This is a genomic window from Pseudomonas sp. RIT-PI-AD, assembly GCF_025642785.1.
In the GTDB taxonomy this organism is placed as follows: domain Bacteria; phylum Pseudomonadota; class Gammaproteobacteria; order Pseudomonadales; family Pseudomonadaceae; genus Pseudomonas_T.
Map to the genome: position 1 here is coordinate 239,501 of NZ_JANZKU010000003.1, position 18,571 is coordinate 258,071.

The 18,571-nt window shown below is 65.2% G+C and carries 18 protein-coding genes and 1 pseudogene; 5 read left to right on the forward strand and 14 right to left on the reverse strand.

Annotation, left to right across the window (positions count from 1 at the left end):
• Positions 1–504 precede the first annotated feature (504 nt).
• The 7 genes from OGL92_RS04190 to OGL92_RS04220 all read right to left on the reverse strand — a co-directional run bounded on the left by OGL92_RS04190 (position 505) and on the right by OGL92_RS04220 (position 7,490).
• Positions 505–1,218, reverse strand: coding sequence for an ABC transporter ATP-binding protein (locus OGL92_RS04190; RefSeq protein WP_263140873.1), 714 nt, complete (start codon positions 1,216–1,218; stop codon positions 505–507).
• On the reverse strand, positions 1,215–2,054 hold the full coding sequence (locus tag OGL92_RS04195) for an ATP-binding cassette domain-containing protein (protein WP_263140978.1): 840 nt from the start codon (positions 2,052–2,054) through the stop codon (positions 1,215–1,217). The genes OGL92_RS04190 and OGL92_RS04195 overlap by 4 nt, the downstream gene beginning before the upstream one ends.
• 32 nt (positions 2,055–2,086) lie before the next feature.
• Entirely contained in the window at positions 2,087–3,370 is a 1,284-nt protein-coding gene (gene livM, locus OGL92_RS04200) for a high-affinity branched-chain amino acid ABC transporter permease LivM (RefSeq protein ID WP_263140874.1), read from the reverse strand.
• Positions 3,371–3,373: 3 nt separating this feature from the next.
• Positions 3,374–4,288 (reverse strand): branched-chain amino acid ABC transporter permease LivH, encoded by a 915-nt coding sequence (locus OGL92_RS04205; protein ID WP_263140877.1) that lies wholly within the window; start codon positions 4,286–4,288, stop codon positions 3,374–3,376.
• A 136-nt stretch (positions 4,289–4,424) separates the two neighbouring features.
• Entirely contained in the window at positions 4,425–5,534 is a 1,110-nt protein-coding gene (locus OGL92_RS04210; RefSeq protein ID WP_263140879.1) for a branched-chain amino acid ABC transporter substrate-binding protein, read from the reverse strand.
• Between the two features lie 439 nt (positions 5,535–5,973).
• Positions 5,974–6,423 carry an azurin gene (azu, locus tag OGL92_RS04215; RefSeq protein WP_263140881.1) on the reverse strand — a complete coding sequence of 150 codons (450 nt, stop codon included), beginning with the start codon at positions 6,421–6,423 and terminating at the stop codon, positions 5,974–5,976.
• Positions 6,424–6,563: 140 nt separating this feature from the next.
• A complete protein-coding gene (locus tag OGL92_RS04220; protein WP_263140892.1) occupies positions 6,564–7,490 on the reverse strand; it encodes a LysR family transcriptional regulator in 927 nt (308 codons plus the stop codon).
• Positions 7,491–7,607: 117 nt separating this feature from the next.
• Between OGL92_RS04220 and OGL92_RS04225 the strand changes: the two genes are divergently transcribed.
• From OGL92_RS04225 to OGL92_RS04245, 5 genes and pseudogenes are all read left to right on the forward strand, one after another.
• Positions 7,608–8,516: a DMT family transporter gene (locus OGL92_RS04225; RefSeq protein ID WP_263140896.1), complete on the forward strand. Its 909-nt coding sequence runs from the start codon at positions 7,608–7,610 to the stop codon at positions 8,514–8,516.
• 167 nt (positions 8,517–8,683) lie between these two features.
• A complete protein-coding gene (locus OGL92_RS04230; protein WP_263140899.1) occupies positions 8,684–9,310 on the forward strand; it encodes a transglycosylase SLT domain-containing protein in 627 nt (208 codons plus the stop codon).
• A gap of 8 nt (positions 9,311–9,318) precedes the next feature.
• Positions 9,319–9,897 carry a hypothetical protein gene (locus OGL92_RS04235; RefSeq protein WP_263140902.1) on the forward strand — a complete coding sequence of 193 codons (579 nt, stop codon included), beginning with the start codon at positions 9,319–9,321 and terminating at the stop codon, positions 9,895–9,897.
• On the forward strand, positions 9,894–10,520 hold the full coding sequence (locus tag OGL92_RS04240; protein WP_263140906.1) for a hypothetical protein: 627 nt from the start codon (positions 9,894–9,896) through the stop codon (positions 10,518–10,520). The genes OGL92_RS04235 and OGL92_RS04240 overlap by 4 nt, the downstream gene beginning before the upstream one ends.
• A 294-nt stretch (positions 10,521–10,814) precedes the next feature.
• Positions 10,815–11,257, forward strand: a pseudogene (locus OGL92_RS04245) (GNAT family N-acetyltransferase).
• 10 nt (positions 11,258–11,267) lie between these two features.
• Here OGL92_RS04245 and OGL92_RS04250 read toward each other — a convergent pair.
• From OGL92_RS04250 to rpsF, 7 genes are all read right to left on the reverse strand, one after another.
• Complete coding sequence (locus OGL92_RS04250) at positions 11,268–13,571, reverse strand: YgiQ family radical SAM protein (protein WP_263140907.1); 2,304 nt, start codon at positions 13,569–13,571, stop codon at positions 11,268–11,270.
• A 166-nt stretch (positions 13,572–13,737) separates the two neighbouring features.
• Positions 13,738–14,817 (reverse strand): alanine racemase, encoded by a 1,080-nt coding sequence (alr, locus tag OGL92_RS04255; protein WP_263140910.1) that lies wholly within the window; start codon positions 14,815–14,817, stop codon positions 13,738–13,740.
• Between the two features lie 104 nt (positions 14,818–14,921).
• Positions 14,922–16,316 (reverse strand): replicative DNA helicase, encoded by a 1,395-nt coding sequence (gene dnaB / locus OGL92_RS04260; RefSeq protein WP_263140913.1) that lies wholly within the window; start codon positions 16,314–16,316, stop codon positions 14,922–14,924.
• 139 nt (positions 16,317–16,455) lie between these two features.
• Entirely contained in the window at positions 16,456–16,902 is a 447-nt protein-coding gene (gene rplI / locus OGL92_RS04265) for a 50S ribosomal protein L9 (RefSeq protein WP_263140916.1), read from the reverse strand.
• Between the two features lie 21 nt (positions 16,903–16,923).
• On the reverse strand, positions 16,924–17,817 hold the full coding sequence (locus OGL92_RS04270; RefSeq protein ID WP_263140917.1) for a hypothetical protein: 894 nt from the start codon (positions 17,815–17,817) through the stop codon (positions 16,924–16,926).
• A 35-nt stretch (positions 17,818–17,852) separates the two neighbouring features.
• On the reverse strand, positions 17,853–18,083 hold the full coding sequence (gene rpsR, locus OGL92_RS04275) for a 30S ribosomal protein S18 (protein ID WP_021701047.1): 231 nt from the start codon (positions 18,081–18,083) through the stop codon (positions 17,853–17,855).
• 28 nt (positions 18,084–18,111) lie between these two features.
• On the reverse strand, positions 18,112–18,528 hold the full coding sequence (rpsF, locus tag OGL92_RS04280; RefSeq protein WP_263140924.1) for a 30S ribosomal protein S6: 417 nt from the start codon (positions 18,526–18,528) through the stop codon (positions 18,112–18,114).
• Positions 18,529–18,571: the final 43 nt, after the last annotated feature.

Consider the following 18,571-nt stretch of genomic DNA (forward strand, 5'->3'; position numbering starts at 1 on the left):
GTGGACAACCGAGAAGATCGGCGCCCACTGCCTGGACCTATCAGGCACCCGCCTAGCGGAAGAGGTATCGATCAAAAGTCGAACAGCGGCGGCGAAGCCGCGAGGGCGCTGCCTTCGCGCGTTCGTTCCCCGGCTTTCCCACAGACTTATCTACAGCGGACGGGGACAACTCCGACGCTCGGGAAATCCCTTGCTAAATTCTATAAGCCCTTGATTCACGAGCATAAACGGCTAGTGGACGAAACCTGACCGATTGGCCGCAAGCGGCGTGGGACTAGGCCCATGGCCCACTGCGCCCACCTTATCCACAAAGCCTTCCACACGTTTTGTGGGTATCGCCCGCGAGGCCTCCGCGAGCGTCCTGGTAATGGACAGGGCCCGCGATCCGTCCCGGCTCGGACACCGGGTGCGGGCATGCACGCAACTACCCTTCCGAAAAAAGAGGGCCCGTCGAACGGGCCCTCGCCTCACACCGGGACCCGCCGGAAGCCCGGCGGGACGGACTCAGTGGCCGCCCAGGTAGGCGCTGCGCACGTCCTCGTTGCCGAGCAGTTCCTGGCCGGTGCCGGTCATGCGGATTTCCCCGGTGACCATCACGTAGGCGCGGTCCGAGAGCTTGAGCGCATGGTTGGCGTTCTGCTCCACCAGGAAAATGGTCATGCCGGTCTTCGCCAGTTCCCGCAGGGTCTGGAAGATCTGCTTGACCACGATCGGCGCCAGGCCCAGGGAGGGCTCGTCCAATAGCAACAGCTTGGGCCGGCTCATCAGCGCGCGGGCGATGGCGAGCATCTGCTGCTCGCCGCCGGACATGGTCATGGCGCGCTGGTTGCGCCGCTCCTTGAGCCGCGGGAAGAGGTCGAACATGCGCTGCATGTCCTCCTCCACCCATTTGGTGCCGATGGGGATGGTCCCCATCATCAGGTTCTCCTCGACGCTCATGTCGGGGAATACCCGGCGGCCTTCGGGCGACTGAGCGATGCCGTTGGACGCTACGTAGTCGGACGACTTGCGCGTGATGTCGACACCCCGGTAGACGATCTGCCCGGCCGAGGCGCGCGGCTGGCCGAAGATCGACATCAGCAGGGTCGACTTGCCGGCCCCGTTGGAGCCGATCAGGCTCACCGTCTCGCCCTCGTCGATGTGCAACGACACCTTCTTCAGGGCCTGAATCGGCCCGTAGTGGACGTCGACGTCCTTGAACTCCAGCAAGGTGCTCATGCCACTTCCTCCTCGTCGGCGCCGAGATAAGCGGCGATCACCTTGGGATCGTTACGGATCTGTTCGGGTTGGCCCTCGGCGATCAAGGCGCCGTGGTCGAGCACGATCACCTGGTCGGAAATGCTCATCACCATGCCCATGTCGTGCTCGATCAGCAGCACGGTGATCCGGTGCTCGTCGCGCAGGCGGCGAATGATCGCGCTCAGGCGCTCGGTCTCCGCCGGGTTGAGCCCCGCGGCCGGCTCGTCCAGGCAGACGATTTCCGGACGGGTGCACATGGCGCGGGCGATCTCCAGGCGACGCTGCTGGCCGTAGGACAACTCGCCGGCGAGGCGGTTGGCGCTGTCCACCAGGTCCACCACTTCCAGCCAATAGAACGCGGTGTCCAGGGCTTTTTCCTCGGCGCGGCGGTAGGCCGGCGTATTCAGCACCCCGGCGATCAGGTTGCGGTTGACCCACATGTGCTGGGCCACCAGCAGGTTTTCCACCACCGACATTTCGCGGAACAGGCGGATGTTCTGGAACGTCCGCGCCAGTCCGGCGCGGTTCACCAGGTGGGTGCCGCCGAACATCTTGTAGTGCAGGCGGTTGAAGAAGCTCGGCGGCGAAATGAAATCCCGCGCCTGGAAGGCTTCGCCCATCACCTTGCCGACGTTGGTCGGCTGTTCCTGGGTGTTCAGCAGGATGCGTCCGCCGGTGGCCTTGTAGAAACCGGTGAGGCAGTTGAACACGGTGGTCTTGCCGGCGCCGTTGGGGCCGATCAGCGCGGAAATGGAATGCCGCTCGATCTCGAAGTTCACGTCGTTCAGCGCGCGGATGCCGCCGAACTGCATCATCAGGTGATCGACGGAGAGAATGATGTCCCTGCTCACGGCGCCACTCCTTTTCTCACGGCGAAGCCGGTCCGGCTGATGCGCACCAGGCCACGCGGCCTCCAGATCATCATCAGCACCATGACGATGCCGAACAGCAACACGCGGTACTCGGCGAAGCTGCGCAGCAGTTCGGGCGCAACCGTCAGCACGAAGGCGGCGATCACCACCCCGAGGGTCGAGCCCATGCCGCCGAGTACCACGATGGCGAGGATCAGCGCGGATTCGAAGAAGGTGAACGACGACGGGTCGATGAAGCCCTGCTTGGTGGCGAAGAACACCCCGGCGATGCCCGCCACGGCGGCGCCCATCATGAACGCGGAAAGCTTCACCAGCACGTGGTTGAGGCCCATGGCGCGACAGGCGATCTCGTCCTCGCGCAAGGCTTCCCAGGCCCGCCCGATGGGCATGCGGGTCAGCCGCTGCTTGATATAGAGCACCAGCAGGACCATCACGAACAGCGCGACGAAGGTGAAGATCAACTGGGCGTTGGGGTTATAGGCCACCCCGAGCCACTCGTGGATCGGCACGTTGCCCTGTTCCTTGGCACGCCGACCGAACTCCAGGCCGAAGAAGGTCGGCCCCGGAACCGGCACGCCGTTGGGGCCGCGGGTGAATTCCATCCAGTTGTTCAGCACCAGCCGAATGATCTCGCCGAAGCCCAGGGTGACGATCGCCAGGTAGTCGCCGTGCATGCGCAACACCGGGAAGCCCAGCAGAGCCCCCGCGCAGGCGGCGAGGATCACCACCATCGGCAGCGCCGACCAGAAGCCCAGGCCGAGGTATTGGTAGCCCAGGGCCAGGCCGTAGGCGCCGATGGCGTAGAAGCCGACGAAGCCCAGGTCGAGCAGGCCGGCAAGGCCGACCACGATGTTCAGGCCGAGGCCCAGCAGCACATAGATCAGTCCGAGGATGACCACCGAGAGCAGGTACTTGTTGGCGAAGAACGGGAAGGCGATGGCCAGCAGGATGACCACCGGGATCACGAAGCGCAGCATCGACCGGTGGTCCGACGGCAGCACGTGCACGCCGCCCGAGGGCGCCGCGAAGCTGTCGGCCATGCGTCGGCCGCGCGGCGTCTGCAGGAACAGGCTGAGGCCGAAGCGGCCGAGCATCACCACCGCCACCAGCCAACCCACCCGGGCCGGCTGCAGGTTGAAGTCATAGCCTTGCAGGACCACGCCGACGATCGGGCCGAACACGATCAGGGCCACCAGGCCGGCCAGCACGGTATCGATCAGGCAACGCTTGAGATCGATCGAAGATTCTCTAACCGACATCGCTTACACCTTCGCTACATGGGGTCTGCCCATGAGCCCTTGGGGACGGAAAATCAGGATCAGCACCAACAGGGAGAAGGAGAACACGTCCTTGAAGTCGGAATTGACCAGGCCGGAGAACTGCGCCTCGGCGACGCCGAGGATCAGCCCGCCGAGCATGGCGCCCGGCAGCGAGCCGATGCCGCCGAGCACCGCCGCGGTGAAGGCCTTGATGCCGATGATGAAGCCGGCATAGAAGTCGAAGGTGCCGTAGTTCATGGTGATCAACACGCCGGCCAGGGCGGCCATGGACGCACCGATGACGAACACGTAGGAAATCACCCGGTCGGTGTTGATCCCGAGGATGGAGGCCATCTTGCGGTCCTGCTGGGTCGCGCGGCACATGCGACCCAGCTTGGTGCGCTGGATCACGTAGGTCAGCACGCCCATGCCGACGAAGGACACCAAGATGATGAACAGCTTGGTGTAGGTGAGCTGCACGAAGCCATCGCCCACGTGGAACTTGATCACCCCTTCGAGCAGGGTGGGCACGCCCTGCTGACGCGCGCCCTGGCTGATCTGCACGTAGTTCTGCAGGATCAGCGACATGCCGATGGCGCTGATCAGCGGTGCCAGGCGGGTGGAGTTGCGCAGCGGCCGGTAGGCGATCCGCTCGATGGTCCAGCCGTACACGCCGGTGACCACGATGGTGAAGGCCAGGGTGCCGAGGATCAGCAGCGGGAAGGACTCGAGGCCGAAGAAGGCGAGAACCGCCAGGCCGATGGCCGAGAGGTAGGCGGAGATCATGTACACGTCGCCGTGGGCGAAGTTGATCATGCCGATGATGCCGTAAACCATGGTGTACCCGATGGCGATCAGTCCGTAGACCGAGCCGAGGGTCAACCCGTTGATCATCTGTTGCAGGAAAATGCCGTCCATGAATCAGTCTCATAGGCGTAGGGAAGAACGGCGGCACGCCCGCGGCCGACCCGCCTCGTGAGCGGGCCGTTCGCGGAGCGGCCGGGAACGGCGACGGCGGTACGCCCGGTCGGGCGGCCCGCGTCCAGGGAGCGGTTTACTTCTGGTGGTATTTGCCTTGGTCGTCCCACTCGTACATCACGTAGTCGGAGACTTTCAGGTCACCCTTCTGGTCCCACTCCTTCTTGCCCATAACGGTTTCCACCGGATGGCTCTTCAACCAGGCACTGACCGCGGCGCCGTCGGTTCCGCCGGCGCCCTTGAAGGCCGCGGCGAGAGCCTGCATCGAGGCGTAGGAATACAGGGTGTAGCCCTCGGGCTCGTAACCGCCGCTGCGGAACTTATCGATCACCGCCTTGCCGTCGGCGATCAAGCGCGGGTCGGCGCCGAAGGTCATCAGCACGCCCTTGGTGTATTGCGGGCCGCCGGCGGTGGTGACCAGTTCATCGGTGACCACGCCGTCGCCGGAAATGAACTTGGCATTGACGCCCTGCTCGCGCAGCTGGCGGACCAACGGACCGGCTTCCGGGTGCAGGCCGCCGAAATAGACCACCTCGGCGCCCGAGGAACGGATTTTGGTGACCAGGGCGTTGAAGTCTTTCTCGCCGCGGGTCAGGCCCTCGTAGAGCACTTCCTTCACGCCGCGCTTGGCCAGTTGCGCCTTGGTGGCGTCGGCCAGGCCCTGGCCATAGGTGTCCTTGTCGTGGACGATGGCGACCTTGGTGGCCTTGAGCACGTCGATGATGTAGTCGCCGGCGACGATGCCCTGCTGGTCGTCACGACCGCACATGCGGAATTCGCCGTTGAGCCCGCGCTCGGTCACCTGCGGGTTGGTGGAGGCCGGAGTGATGGAGACGATACCGGCCTCGTCGTAGATTTCCGAGGCAGGGATGGTCGACGAGGAACAGAAGTGGCCGATCACCGCGACGGCTTTCTCGGAGTCCACCAGGCGGTTGGCCACGGCCACGGCCTGCTTGGGCTCGCAGGCGTCGTCGCCCTTCACCAGCTTGATCTTCTCGCCGTTGATGCCACCGGCCGCGTTGATGTCCGCCGCGGCCTGCTCGGCGCCGCGCCACAATTGCTCCCCGAATGCCGCGTTGCCTCCGGTCAGGGGAGCGCCGACGCCGACGACGATATCCGCCTGGGCGAAGCCCATGGCGGTGGACACGGCGAGAGCCAGAAAGCCTTTCTGAAAAATCTTCGACATGCAGTTTGCTCCGAGGAGGTTTTTTTAAGTATTGGCCGCTGCTGAACAGCAAGCCTTATGCCATTCCGTGGAAGGGGCTGGCAAAGCTCTTTAAAAATAGGATCGAGATAAAAAAAAGTCGCTTTTCCATAGATTTTTCCGACGACCTTCTGAACAACTGTTTTTTACCACTGATCTGTAACACCCCACATCGCCCACAGGCGTTTACTTTCAGTAACGCCTGGAGAGGCGCACGACCACGCACCCTTTGCGGGCGAGTCGGGTTTTACGCGCACCAAAAAGACGCGCGAGCGCGGAACCGCTCAAGGCGGCGGATCACCGGAGGGAAGGGACGCGGCGGGGAGAGGGCCGGAAGAAATCGCGGACGCGAGCAGGCCAGATTGGGGCGGAAACGAAACGCCCCGGACCAGCCGGGGCGCACGGGAAAACGATTCGCCGATCAGTCGACCAGCTTGACCGCGCCCTTCATCATCGAGGCATGGCCCGGGAACGAGCAGAAGAACTGGTAATCCTCGCCGGCCTGCAGCTTGGACACATCGAAGGTCACGGAATCGGACTCGCCACCGCCGATGATCTTGGTGTGGGCGATGATCCGGGCGTCGTCGGCCTTCAGGTAGTTGTTGTCCAGGCCGGCGGCCATGCCGTCGCTGGTGACGCCCACCATGTCGGCGGTCTTGCTCAGCACCCAGTTGTGACCCATCACGTTCTTCGGCAGCTTGCCGACGTGCTTCAGGTTCACGGTGAAGGTCTTGCAGCTCTTGCTGATGTCGATGGACTTGGTCTCGTAGGACATCTGGTCGGTGGAGTTCACGTCTACCTCGCATTGGGCAGCGAGTACCGGCAGGCTGGCCATGGCCAGCGCGGATGCGACGATGAGCTTGCGAATCATTGGATGTCTCCTTGGCAGGGTTCGGCGAATGCCGTACTCCAGACTGCCTGAGCGCGAGCCGAGTTCCCATAGGTTGCGGCAACAAGACGCAGCCGCCGGACCCGCCGCGGACGGGATATCCGGACGTCTCCCGGCCCCCTTCAACGAACGTGCGTCCCCCCAGGCGCGGCGGCGAATTCCGCGACCAGCGCCAGCACGTGACGGCGCAACCACAGGTGCACCGGGTCGGCATGCCGGCGCGGATGCCAGCTCATCGCCAGCGCCACCGGCGGCGTGGCGACCGGCAAGGCGAAGCGATGCAGGCCCGACCCCAGGGCGCTCCATTGCACGAAGGCTTCCGGGATGGCGGCGACATAGTCGGTGCCCTGCAACATGGCCAGGGCCGACTGGAAGCCCGGCGCGATCACGACGATGCGCCGGCTGAGCCCGAGCAGTTGGAGGGCCGCATCGATCGGCCCCGGGACATGAGCGCGACGCGATACGCAAAGGTGCGGCCAACGGACGAAGGCCTCGGCGCTCACCTGGGATTCGGCGGCCAACCCATGGCCCGCGTGGACAACCCCCACCAAGGGGCTGCTCAACAGCGCACGGCTGTGGATTTCCGGGGCCGGGTTCCGCAAGGCGCCCAGGTCCAGGTCCACCGCGCCGCTGCGCAGCGCGTCGCGGCCCTTTTCCACCCGCAGCAGGAACCGCACGCTCACCCCGGGCGCCTCGGCAGCCATACGCGCGGCCAGGCGCGCGCCCCAGGCGCCGACGAAGCCGTCGTTGGCGCGCAGCACCAGGGTTCGCTCCAGGCGCGCGAAATCCACGTGCGGCGGTGTCAGGATGCCGCGTACGTCCTCGATGGCGGCTCGCACCGGCTCGCGCAGGGCCAGCGCCCGCTCGGTGGGCACGAGCGTACGCCCCGCCAGCACGAACAACGGATCGCCCAAGGCGTCGCGCAGGCGCGCCAGGCGGCGGCTCATCGCCGGCGCGCTGAGATTGAGGCGCCGCGCGGCGCGGACCACGCTGCCCTCGGTGAGCAGTGCATCGAGGTCGATCAGGTGGTTCAGATCCAACTGGGGCATGGTGCCTCCGCAGCAGCCGTGCAAAAGATGCATGCATTCAATGGCGAGATTGCACTGTAGGCAACCCTGCGTCGCGTGGAAAATCATCGCACCGCTTCGGATTGGATAAGCCCACACATGCCCACACCCCACGCTACCCTGGCCCAGCTCGGCCGCCTGGCACCGCTCGGGGCGATCCTGATCTGGTCCGGCAATACCCTGGTGACCAAGGCTTCCGCCGCCGCCATCGATCCGGCATCCATCGCCTTCTACCGGTGGTTTCTGGCCTGGCTGATCCTCACGCCCTTCCTCGGCTTCGCGGTCTGGCGGCGGCGCGCCCTGGTGCGCGCCCATGCCCCCCGCCTGGCGGTGCTGGGCGCCCTGGGCATGGCCACCTACCAGGGTTGCGCCTATCTGGCGGCGCAGACCACGTCAGCGGTTAACATGGGCGTCTTGGTGGCGCTCATGCCGTTGCTGTCCGCGCTGCTCGCCAGCGCCCTGGCCGGGGAGCGGCTGACCCCCTTGCGCTCGACCGGCACCCTGGTGTCGCTGGCCGGCTTGCTGTGGCTCGTCGCGCGCGGCCAGCCGGAACGCCTGTGGAGCGGCGGCATGGCCGTCGGCGACCTGTGGATGCTCGTGGCGGTGGGCTCCAACGCCCTGTACGGCGTGCTGCTCAAGCGCTGGGCCTCGCCCCTGAGCACCTGGCAACAGCTGTATGTGCAGATCGGCTTCGGCAGCCTGGCGCTGGCGCCCTTCTGGCTCGCCGGGCCGATGACGCCGATCGATGGCACCAACGCGCCGCTGATTCTCTACGCCGCCCTGCCCGCGTCGCTGGGCGCGCCCTTTTTCTGGATGACCGGGATACGCCGCCTGGGTGCCGCCCGCACCGCGCTGTTCATGAACCTGTTGCCGCCCCTGGTGGCGGTATTGGCCTGGTGGCTGCTGGGCGAAGCGCTGCACGGCTATCACGCCGTGGGCGGCGTCATCGTGCTGCTGGGCGTGACCCTGGGGCTGTGGCGACGGGACAGGCGGGGACGCACCGGTTGAACCCGCTCATCCGGCGGTGCCCGGTGCTTCTGTGACGGCGTTTCATTAATCGACAGGCGAAGCTGGTATCGGCGGCGGAATTTGCCATAGTACGGGCTTTCGCGGAGCCGCCCGCGGCCTCCTTGGCCGGCGCGTCTCCCTCACCCGTGACGACTCAGGAAGACACCATGACGGGTTACCGCATCCCCGGCCCGACCTGCGGCACGCGCAGCGGCTCGCTCGACACCGGCACCCTCGCCCGCACCCTCAGCCCCGCCCCCGGCCCGGTGGGCAGCCAGGGCTCCGGCAACGGCATCGACCGCACCACTCCCGCCGAACGGGCGCGACTGCAGGAAATCCGCCGGCTGGTCTCCGCCAACAACCGCTCCACCCTGGATAACGACCTGGTCATCTGCCAGATCTACATGGAATCGCGTTTCGACCCCATGGCCAAAGCACCCGGCAGCAGCGCCAAGGGCCTCATGCAATTGCTGAAGCAGGCGGTCCAGCAGGTATTCAAATACCGCAAGCAAAAAGAACTAGGGCACATGCCGAGCGATAAAGTGACCCAGGCCGCGTTCGACGAAGGCAAGGAATTGCACCAGAGCGCGCTGATCTACAACGAGGCGGTCAACATCCAGCTGGGTACCGAGTACATGCAGTATCTCCTGGACAAGAAAATCGGCACCGAGCAGGCATTCGGGCGTTACCGGGATTCAGGCAACGGGGTCTACTACCGGAAGATCAAGACGGCCGCCGACAAGTTGCGTCGGGCCCCGGATTCCATGCAGCCGCTCTATGAGATGGTCAAATGAAGACGGCGATGACCTCCCTGTTGCTGGGCCTGCTCTTCGCGCTGCCCGTGTCGGCATCGGAGAAAGTGGCGCAGTGCCAACTGGGCAGCGCGGAAAAGAAACAGGTCGAGGTCCTGGCCACCCATCCCATCAGCGACACCGCCCTGTATCGGTTGGTCCGCGACGGCAAGGCGGACTACCTCTATGCCGACGAGGACCCGGAGGAAGATTCCCGAGGATCTTCCGTGGAAATCCAATGCGCCGGAGAGGATGAGCAGGTCCTGGTCCTGACCGGCGAGTTCAATTCCAACTTCCTGCAAAGTGTCGTGCTGCGCTTCAATTCCGTCTGGGGCGCCTGGGAGCGCATGGACTTCGCCGAGCGCGCCGCACCCGAATGGCTGTACCTCGGCCAGGACGGCATGTACGTGGTGGTGCCCAACCCCGGGCGCAACGAGACCCCGGAACCCTACTTGGTCTACCGCTTCGATAGCACCAAGGGGCAGGATTACCAGGCCCACGTGAACGAAGGACCGCAGGGTAGCGATGCCCTACCGGAGCGGCCGGGCTACCGGGCGATCCACCTGAAACCACGCCAGCCCCAGCCTTGAACCAGAACCCGATGCCCCGCGAGTCGAGGCGGGTTCCGCAGTCCAGGCTTCTGCTCGGGGCCACGGCGCTCGCGCTGGTCTCTTTCACTGCCCAAGGGGAAAACACGCCTTATCCCGGCAAGGAGTCGCCGCCCCGGTCCATCACCCGCTGCCAGATGGCGGATGGGTCATTCGCGGAACTCCTGGGGCAACCCGACGGCTATACCCATGAAACACCACTTTTGAACATGGACGGCGAAACCAGGCCTGCCTTCCAGGATGTCCCCGACATGGACTACGTTGGCCAGGCCCTCGTCGCGAACTGTCAGGGCCAGGCGCTCTATTTCGTGTACCAGGGCATGTCGCCCTACCTCAAGGGCGCCCTCGTCAGGAAGAACCCGGAAACCTACAAAACCGAAGTGATCCTGTTCGCGGAAAAGGCGACGCCCCTCCGGCTCTATCTGAGCACTCGCGGGATGCTCGTCGTGATTCCGAACGCCGGCCATGAAACCGACAAGAAATACCTCGTCTATCGCTATCCGGTGCTCAACGAGGACGAACAGCCCCTGGGCCTGGACCGACTCCCAGCCCGGGGAGATTACGAAATCCTCGATCTCGCGCCGATCAAGACACCCGATGCATGAGCGCCTTCAGCGTCCCCCTTTGAAGCGCGCCTGAACGCGCGGCGCACAAACCGCCCCCGTGCTCCCAGGAGCGAACGCCAGCCCAGCCGTCCATGATCCGTGCGCTCGAGCCTCCGGCTGCGCAGGCAATGCGCTTGGATATGCGCCAAGACGATGTCGGACAACAAGGCCGCGTCGACCAGCAATGACCGGCAAAAGAAGAGCACCGGGGTTTTTGGCCAGCCCCCTGGCATCATGGCCGCTGATCAACCCATCCCGAGCCCAAAGGCTCCGACACAGAACCGGAACGCTCCTATGCCCTCCCTCATCGATACGCCGGCACCCGAGGACCTGCCCCGCCTGCTCGAGGTCTGGGAAACGGCGGTCCGCGCCACCCACGACTTCCTCCCCGAGGCGGCTATCCAGCGGCTTCGCCCACTGATCCGCGACCGGTATTTCAGCCAGGTCGCGCTCACCTGCCTGCGCGACGACCGGCAGCGCGTCGTCGGCTTTCTCGGCCGCGCGGGCCAGCGGGTGGAAATGCTTTTCGTCGACCCCGCCTAGCATGGCCAGGGGCTTGGCCGACGCCTGCGGGAGCAGGCGCGACGGGAGCATCGGGTGAACGAGGTCGACGTCAACGAACAGAACCCGAAGGCCCTCGGCTTCTATCGGCGCATGGGTTCGCGGCGATCGGCCGCTCGCCGCTCGACGGCGAAGGCCGGCCCTTCCCGCTGCCGCGCTTACGCCGCGACGCCTGAAGCCCTTCGATCAGCGCGGCGCGACCGGTCGCGCCTTGTCGGTCTTCTTCTTGCCGGCACCGGCCTTGTTCGCCTGGTGCCGCGCCTGGGCGGCGGCCTTGGCCTGTTCGCGCTTGTCCCAGGGGTTGCTGCCGTCGCTGCCCCGCGGCGGCAGGCCGGTGTGCTGGGTGAGGATGCGGCCGCCGCTGCCGGACTTGCCGGCGGCGCCGGCCTTCTTGCTGCCGGCCGGCGTGGAGTTCTTGCGCCGTGCGCTCTGGTAGCCCTCGACCTGCGGCTGGTGCAGCGGGATCAACTGGTGCTTGCCCGAACCGATCAGATCGGCACGACCCATGCGCTCCAGCGCCTCGCGCAGCATTGGCCAGCCCTTCGGGTCGTGGTAGCGCAGGAACGCCTTATGCAGGCGGCGCTGTTCCTCGCTCTTGACGATGGTGACCGAATCGCTCTTGTAGGTGACCTTGCGCAGCGGATTCTTGCCCGAGTGGTACATGGCCGTCGCGCTGGCCATCGGCGAGGGATAGAACGCCTGGACCTGGTCGGCGCGGAAGCCGTTGCCCTTCAGCCACAGCGCCAGGTTCATCATGTCCTCGTCGGTGGTACCCGGGTGCGCGGCGATGAAGTACGGGATCAGGTACTGCTCCTTGCCGGCTTCCTTGGAGAACTTCTCGAACATGCGCTTGAAGCGGTCGTAGGTGCCGATGCCCGGCTTCATCATCTGATTCAGCGGGCCTTCCTCGGTGTGCTCCGGGGCGATCTTCAGGTAGCCACCGACGTGGTGGGTCACCAGTTCCTTCACGTATTCCGGCGACTCCACCGCGAGGTCGTAGCGCAGGCCGGAGGCGATCAGGATTTTCTTCACGCCCGGCAGCGCACGGGCGCTGCGATACAGCTGGATCAACGAGGAGTGGTCGGTGTTCAGGTTCGGACAGATGCCAGGGAACACGCAGGACGGCTTGCGGCACGCGGATTCGATTTCCGGGCTCTTGCAGGCGATGCGGTACATGTTGGCGGTGGGCCCGCCGAGGTCGGAGATCACGCCGGTGAAACCGGGCACCTTGTCGCGGATTTCCTCGATCTCGCGAATGATGGATTCTTCCGAACGGTTCTGGATGATCCGCCCTTCGTGCTCGGTGATCGAGCAGAAGGTGCAGCCACCGAAGCAGCCGCGCATGATGTTCACCGAGAAGCGGATCATCTCGTAGGCCGGGATCTTCTCCTTGCCGTAGGCCGGATGCGGCACCCGCGCGTAGGGCATGCCGAACACGTAGTCCATTTCCTCGGTGGTCATGGGGATCGGCGGCGGGTTGAACCAGACGTCGGTCTCGCCATGGCGCTGGACCAGGGCACGGGCGTTGCCGGGGTTGGTCTCCAGGTGCAGCACGCGGTTGGCGTGGGCATAGAGCACCGGGTCGTTGCGCACCTTCTCGAAGGACGGCAGGCGGATCACGGTCTTCTCGCGGGTCATCCGCGGGCTTTCCAGTATCTGCACGACCTTGGGCTGGTTCGGGTCCTCCGGGACGCCGCCCTTTTCCTGCTCGATGGCGCAGGCCTGGGTGTCCTGGGTGTTCACGTAGGGGTTGATGATCTTGTCGACCTTGCCCGGCCGGTCGATGCGGGTGGAGTCGATCTCGAACCAGCCCTCGGGCGTGTCGCGGCGCACGAAGGCGGTGCCGCGGATGTCGGTGATGGTCTGGATCGACTCGCCGTAGGAGAGGCGCTGGGCGACCTCGACGATGGCCCGCTCGGCGTTGCCATAGAGCAGGATGTCGGCGCAGGCGTCGATCAGGATCGAATGGCGGACCTTGTCCTGCCAGTAGTCGTAGTGGGCGATGCGGCGCAGCGAGGCCTCGATGCCGCCAAGCACGATCGGCACGTTCTTGTAGGCCTCCTTGCAACGCTGGCTGTACACCAGGCTGGCGCGGTCCGGGCGCTTGCCGGCGAGCCCGCCGGGGGTATAGGCGTCGTCGGAGCGGATTTTCTTGTCGGCGGTGTAGCGGTTGATCATCGAGTCCATGTTGCCGGCGGCGACGCCGAAGAACAGGTTTGGCTCGCCGAGCTTCATGAAGTCGTCCTTGGACTGCCAGTTCGGCTGGGCGATGATCCCGACGCGAAAGCCCTGGGATTCCAGCAGCCGGCCGATGATCGCCATGCCGAACGAGGGATGGTCCACGTAGGCATCGCCGGTGACGATGATCACGTCGCAGGAATCCCATCCCAACTGATCCATCTCCGCCCGGCTCATCGGCAAGAAGGGTGCGGGCCCGAAACATTCGGCCCAGTACTTGGGATAGTCGAACAGTGGCTTCGCGGCTTGCATGTTTTCTGGACCGGCTGGAATTTCAGGGGCGCGGAATATAGCACAAAAAATGAACAAGCCCGACGCCCGTAGTCGGGTTTTCACCGGCACGGGCGCGAGAGGCGACGCCTCGCCCGCAGCCGTCGCGAACAGGCACCGAAACCCGCGAGCAAACCGCCGCCCCGCTTCAGCGACTGCGGTAGCGGCGCGGCACCCGCGGAGTGATCTTGCTCAGCAGTTCATAACCCAGGGTACCGGCGGCGCGCGCCACCTCGTCCACCGGCAACTGTGCGCCCCAGAGCTCCACCTTGGCGCCGACCTGGATCCCGGGATGGTCGCTCAGGTCGAGGGTCAGCATGTCCATGGACACTCGCCCGGCGAGCTCGACGCGCTGCCCGTCCACCAGAACCGGGGTGCCGGCCGGGGCATGCCGGGGATAGCCGTCGGCGTAGCCGCAACTGACGGTGCCGATCCGCGCCGGTCGCATGGCGACCCAGTGGGCGCCGTAGCCGACGCTTTCGCCGACCGCCACGTCGCGTACGCCGATCAGCTCCGCTTCGAGGCTCAGCACCGGGCGCAAGCCCAGCTCCTGGGCGCTCAGATCGGCGAAAGGCGTGGCGCCGTAGAGCATGATGCCGGGCCGTACCCAGTCCATGTGGGCGGCCGGAATGCTCAGGATGGCGGCGGAATTGGCCAGGCTGCGCTGGTTGAAATCCAGGTCGAGCAGGTCGAGGAAGGCCTCCACCTGCTGTTCGGTGAGGGGATGGCCGCGCTCGTCGGCGCAAGCGAAATGGCTGATCAGGTTGAGCTCGGCGACTTGCGCCGCGTCTTGCAGGCGCAGGTGCCAGAGACGCAACTCCGTCGCGCTGAAGCCCAGCCGGTGCATGCCCGAATCGAGCTTGAGCCAGACCGCCAGCGGCTTGCTCAGCGGTTGCGCCAGCAAGGCCTCCGCCTGGCGACGGTCCTGCACCACCACGTCCAGGCCGAGCTGGGCGGCGACCCGGTACTCGTTGGCCTCGAAACAGCCTTCCAGCAGAAGAATGCGCGCCGTGCCATGCATCGCCCGCACCTCCGCCGCTTCCTCCAGGCAGGCGACGGCGAAACCGTCGGCCTCGTCGTGCAGCGCGCTGACCACTTCCCGCACGCCGTGCCCATAGGCGTTCGCCTTGACCACCGCGAACACCTGGCGCCCGGGCGCGCAGCGCTTGGCGACCGCGTGGTTGTGACGGAGGGCGGCCAGATCGACCGAGGCGATGAGAGGACGCATGACGAATCCTTGTGGCGGAACGGGCCGCTATCTTAACCGTCCGGCGACCAGGGACGAATTGACCTGGCGCAGACCCCGAAGACACCAGGCCGGCCAGACGACGATCACTCGTCGTCGAACTGGTAGCTGCCCGGCGCGAGGTTCTCGAAGCGCGAGTACTTGCCGAGGAACGCCAGGCGCGCGGTGCCCAGCGGGCCGTTACGCTGCTTGCCGATGATGATCTCGGCCACGCCCTTGTATTCGGTTTCCGGGTGATAGACCTCGTCCCGGTAGACGAACAGGATGATGTCGGCGTCCTGCTCGATGGCGCCCGACTCGCGCAGGTCGGAGTTGATCGGGCGCTTGTTCGGACGTTGTTCCAGGCCACGGTTGAGCTGCGACAAGGCGATGACCGGGCAGTTGAATTCCTTCGCCAGGGCCTTGAGCGAGCGCGAGATCTCGGAAATCTCGTTGACCCGGTTGTCGCCGCTGGAACCGGGGATCTGCATCAGTTGCAGGTAGTCGACCATGATCAGGCCGATCTCGCCGTGCTCGCGGGCCAGGCGGCGGGTGCGCGCGCGCATCTCCGACGGCGAGATGCCGGCGGTGTCGTCGATGAACAGCTTGCGGTCGTTGAGCAGGTTCACCGCCGAGGTCAGCCGCGGCCAGTCGTCGTCGTCCAGCCGGCCGGCGCGCACCTTGGTCTGGTCGATCCGACCCAGGGACGCGAGCATCCGGATCACGATGGATTCCGAAGGCATCTCCAGCGAATAGACGAGAATCGCCTTGTCGCTGCGCATCAGCGCGTTCTCCACCAGGTTCATGGCGAAGGTGGTCTTACCCATGGAGGGACGACCGGCGACGATGACCATGTCCGCCGGTTGCAGGCCGCTGGTCAGGCCGTCCAGGTCGGTGAACCCGGTGGACAGGCCGGTGATGGCGTCGCCGGCGTTGAACAGGGTGTCGATGCGATCGATCGCCTTGACCAGGATGTCGTTGATCCCGATCGGGCCGCCGGTCTTCGGTCGCGCCTCGGCGATCTGGAAGATCAGCCGCTCGGCCTCGTCGAGGATCTCCGCGCCGGTGCGGCCCTGGGGCGCATAGGCACTGTCGGCGATCTCGTTGCTGATGCCGATCAGCTGCCGCAGGGTGGCGCGCTCGCGGATGATCTGCGCATAGGCCTTGATGTTGGCAACCGATGGCGTGTTCTTCGCCAGTTCGCCCAGGTAGGCCAGGCCGCCCACCTGGCTCAGTTGGCCTTCCTTGTCCAGTTGCTCGGAAAGGGTCACCACGTCGAAGGGCTGGTTGCGTTCGGCCAGCTTGAAGATGGCACGGAAGATCAGCCGATGGTCGTGACGGTAGAAGTCGCCATCGGAAACCTGGTCGAGCACGCGCTCCCAGGCATTGTTGTCCAGCATCAGCCCGCCCAGCACGGCCTGCTCGGCCTCGATGGAATGCGGCGGCACCTTGAGTGCGGCGGTTTCCAGGTCGTATTGCTCGGGGAGGGAGATATCGTTCATGGGCTCGGGCGATTTCGGTACGACGGAAAGACAACGGGCACCCCACCGCTTGCGCGAGGGGGTGCCCGATTGTTAGCGCGGTTGCGGTTCAGCGCAACCCCGCTGGGCGAATGGCGTCACCGCCCTCGCCCGCTGTGGCTCAGCCAGCCAGTACGATCAGCTTGACGGTCGCTTCGACATCGCTGTGCAGGTGCACGGCTACGTCGTATTCGCCGATTTGGCGGATGGTACCGTTCGGCAGACGCACTTCGCTCTTCGCCACTTCCACGCCGGAGGCGGTCAGGGCGTCGGCGATGTCCGCGGTGCCGATGGAACCGAACAGCTTGCCTTCGTCACCGGCCACCGCAGTGATGGTGACTTCCAGCTCGGCCAGTTGGGCCGCGCGGGTTTCGGCGGACGCTTTCTTGTCGGCAGCGGCCTTTTCCAACTCGGCGCGACGCGCTTCGAAGGTTGCGATGTTCGCAGCGGTTGCGGCAGTCGCCTTGCCTTGCGGCAGGAGGAAATTGCGGCCGTAACCGGACTTGACGTTCACCTTGTCGCCCAGGTTGCCCAGGTTGGCGATTTTTTCCAGCAGGATGACTTCCATTTGAGTCTTACCTCTTAACTTTTAACCTTCACCGTTCGCAGGGCCCGGGCCGTTCTTGCGACCTTGGCGTCCACGAAAATCAATCAGGCTGTCGACAATGGCCAACACCACCAGTAACGGATAGATCAGCTGCATGAACAACAGCAGCGTCACGTAAAGCCCCACCAGCCAGAAACGGCCCAGTCGTCCTTCGGCCACCAGGCCATGCAGCATGGCCAACCCGGCGAACGCCAGCGGTACGCTGCACAGCGGCGTCAGCATGGCCAGTTGCAGGCCCAGGTTGGGCCCCACCAGCATGCCGGCGAGCAAGCCCAGCGCCATCGCCGGCGACAGTCGCAACGCGCGAAACTCGCGCCCGAAACCACCGGGGTTGTACAACGCCGCCTGCCAGTACCGCGCCAGAATCAGCGCCAGCACGCTGGCGACCTGCAGCAACGCGGCCAGCAGCCCGGTCAGCACCGGTGCCACCATGGACGCCAGGCGAGCCTGTTCGTCCCCCGACAACTGCTGGTGAACCCCCTGCAGCATCTGCGGCAGCAGCTTGCGCAACTCCACCGACAGTGCCTCGATGGGTCCGCCGAACACCGCGCCCAACGCCACGCCGTATACCAGCCCCAGGGCCACGCTGATCAACAGCACGCGTGCCCAGGACTGGCCCGAGCGCAAAATCAGCGCCAGGCCCAGCGCACCCATCAATACCAGCAGGGTGCGCGGTTCGCCGAAGTACCACCAGGCGAGCGCCGGAAGCAACGCCCAGGCGACGATGCCCAGGGCATCGCCGAGGCCCCGCCGCAGTAGCACCAGGCAGCCCGCAGCGGCACTCAGCCAGAACAACAAGGGCAGCGCCGCGGCGCCCGCCACGACCAGGGTGGCCTGCATGCGGCCGCGCATGATGAAATCAGCCAAGGCGCGCATGCGTTCTATCCATTACCTCTGTCGACGACCTGGACTCAACGGCCGTGGCTGTCGGTGTAGGGCAGCAGGGCCAGGTAGCGGGCGCGTTTGATCGCGACGGCCAGTTGGCGCTGATACTTGGCTTTGGTCCCGGTGATACGGCTAGGAACGATCTTGCCGGTTTCGGAAATGTAGGCTTTCAGGGTGTTGAGATCTTTGAAATCGATCTCTTTCACGCCTTCGGCGGTGAAGCGGCAGAACTTACGACGACGGAAGAAACGTGCCATGTCAGTGGCTCCTCAATAGATCCGGGAATTACTCGTCAGCGTTTTCGCTGCTGTCGCTGTCGTCGCCTTCGGCGCCGTCCGCGGTTTCAGGGCGATCACGACGCTCACGGCGCTCGTTGCGGTTTTCCTCGGCCTTGAGCATCTCCGACTGACCGGTGACGGCTTCGTCGCGACGGATGACCAGGTTACGGATCACGGCATCGTTGTAGCGGAAGTTGTCTTCCAGCTCGGCCAGGGCTTTGCCGCTGCACTCGACGTTCAGCATCACGTAGTGAGCCTTGTGAACGTTGTTGATGGCGTAGGCCAGTTGGCGACGGCCCCAGTCTTCCAGGCGATGGATCTTGCCGCCGTCTTCCTCGATGAGCTTGGTGTAGCGCTCGACCATGCCGCCGACCTGCTCGCTCTGGTCCGGGTGGACCAGGAAGATGATTTCGTAATGACGCATGAATGCTCCTTACGGGTTGTAGCCTGCCGACGAACGCGGTCAG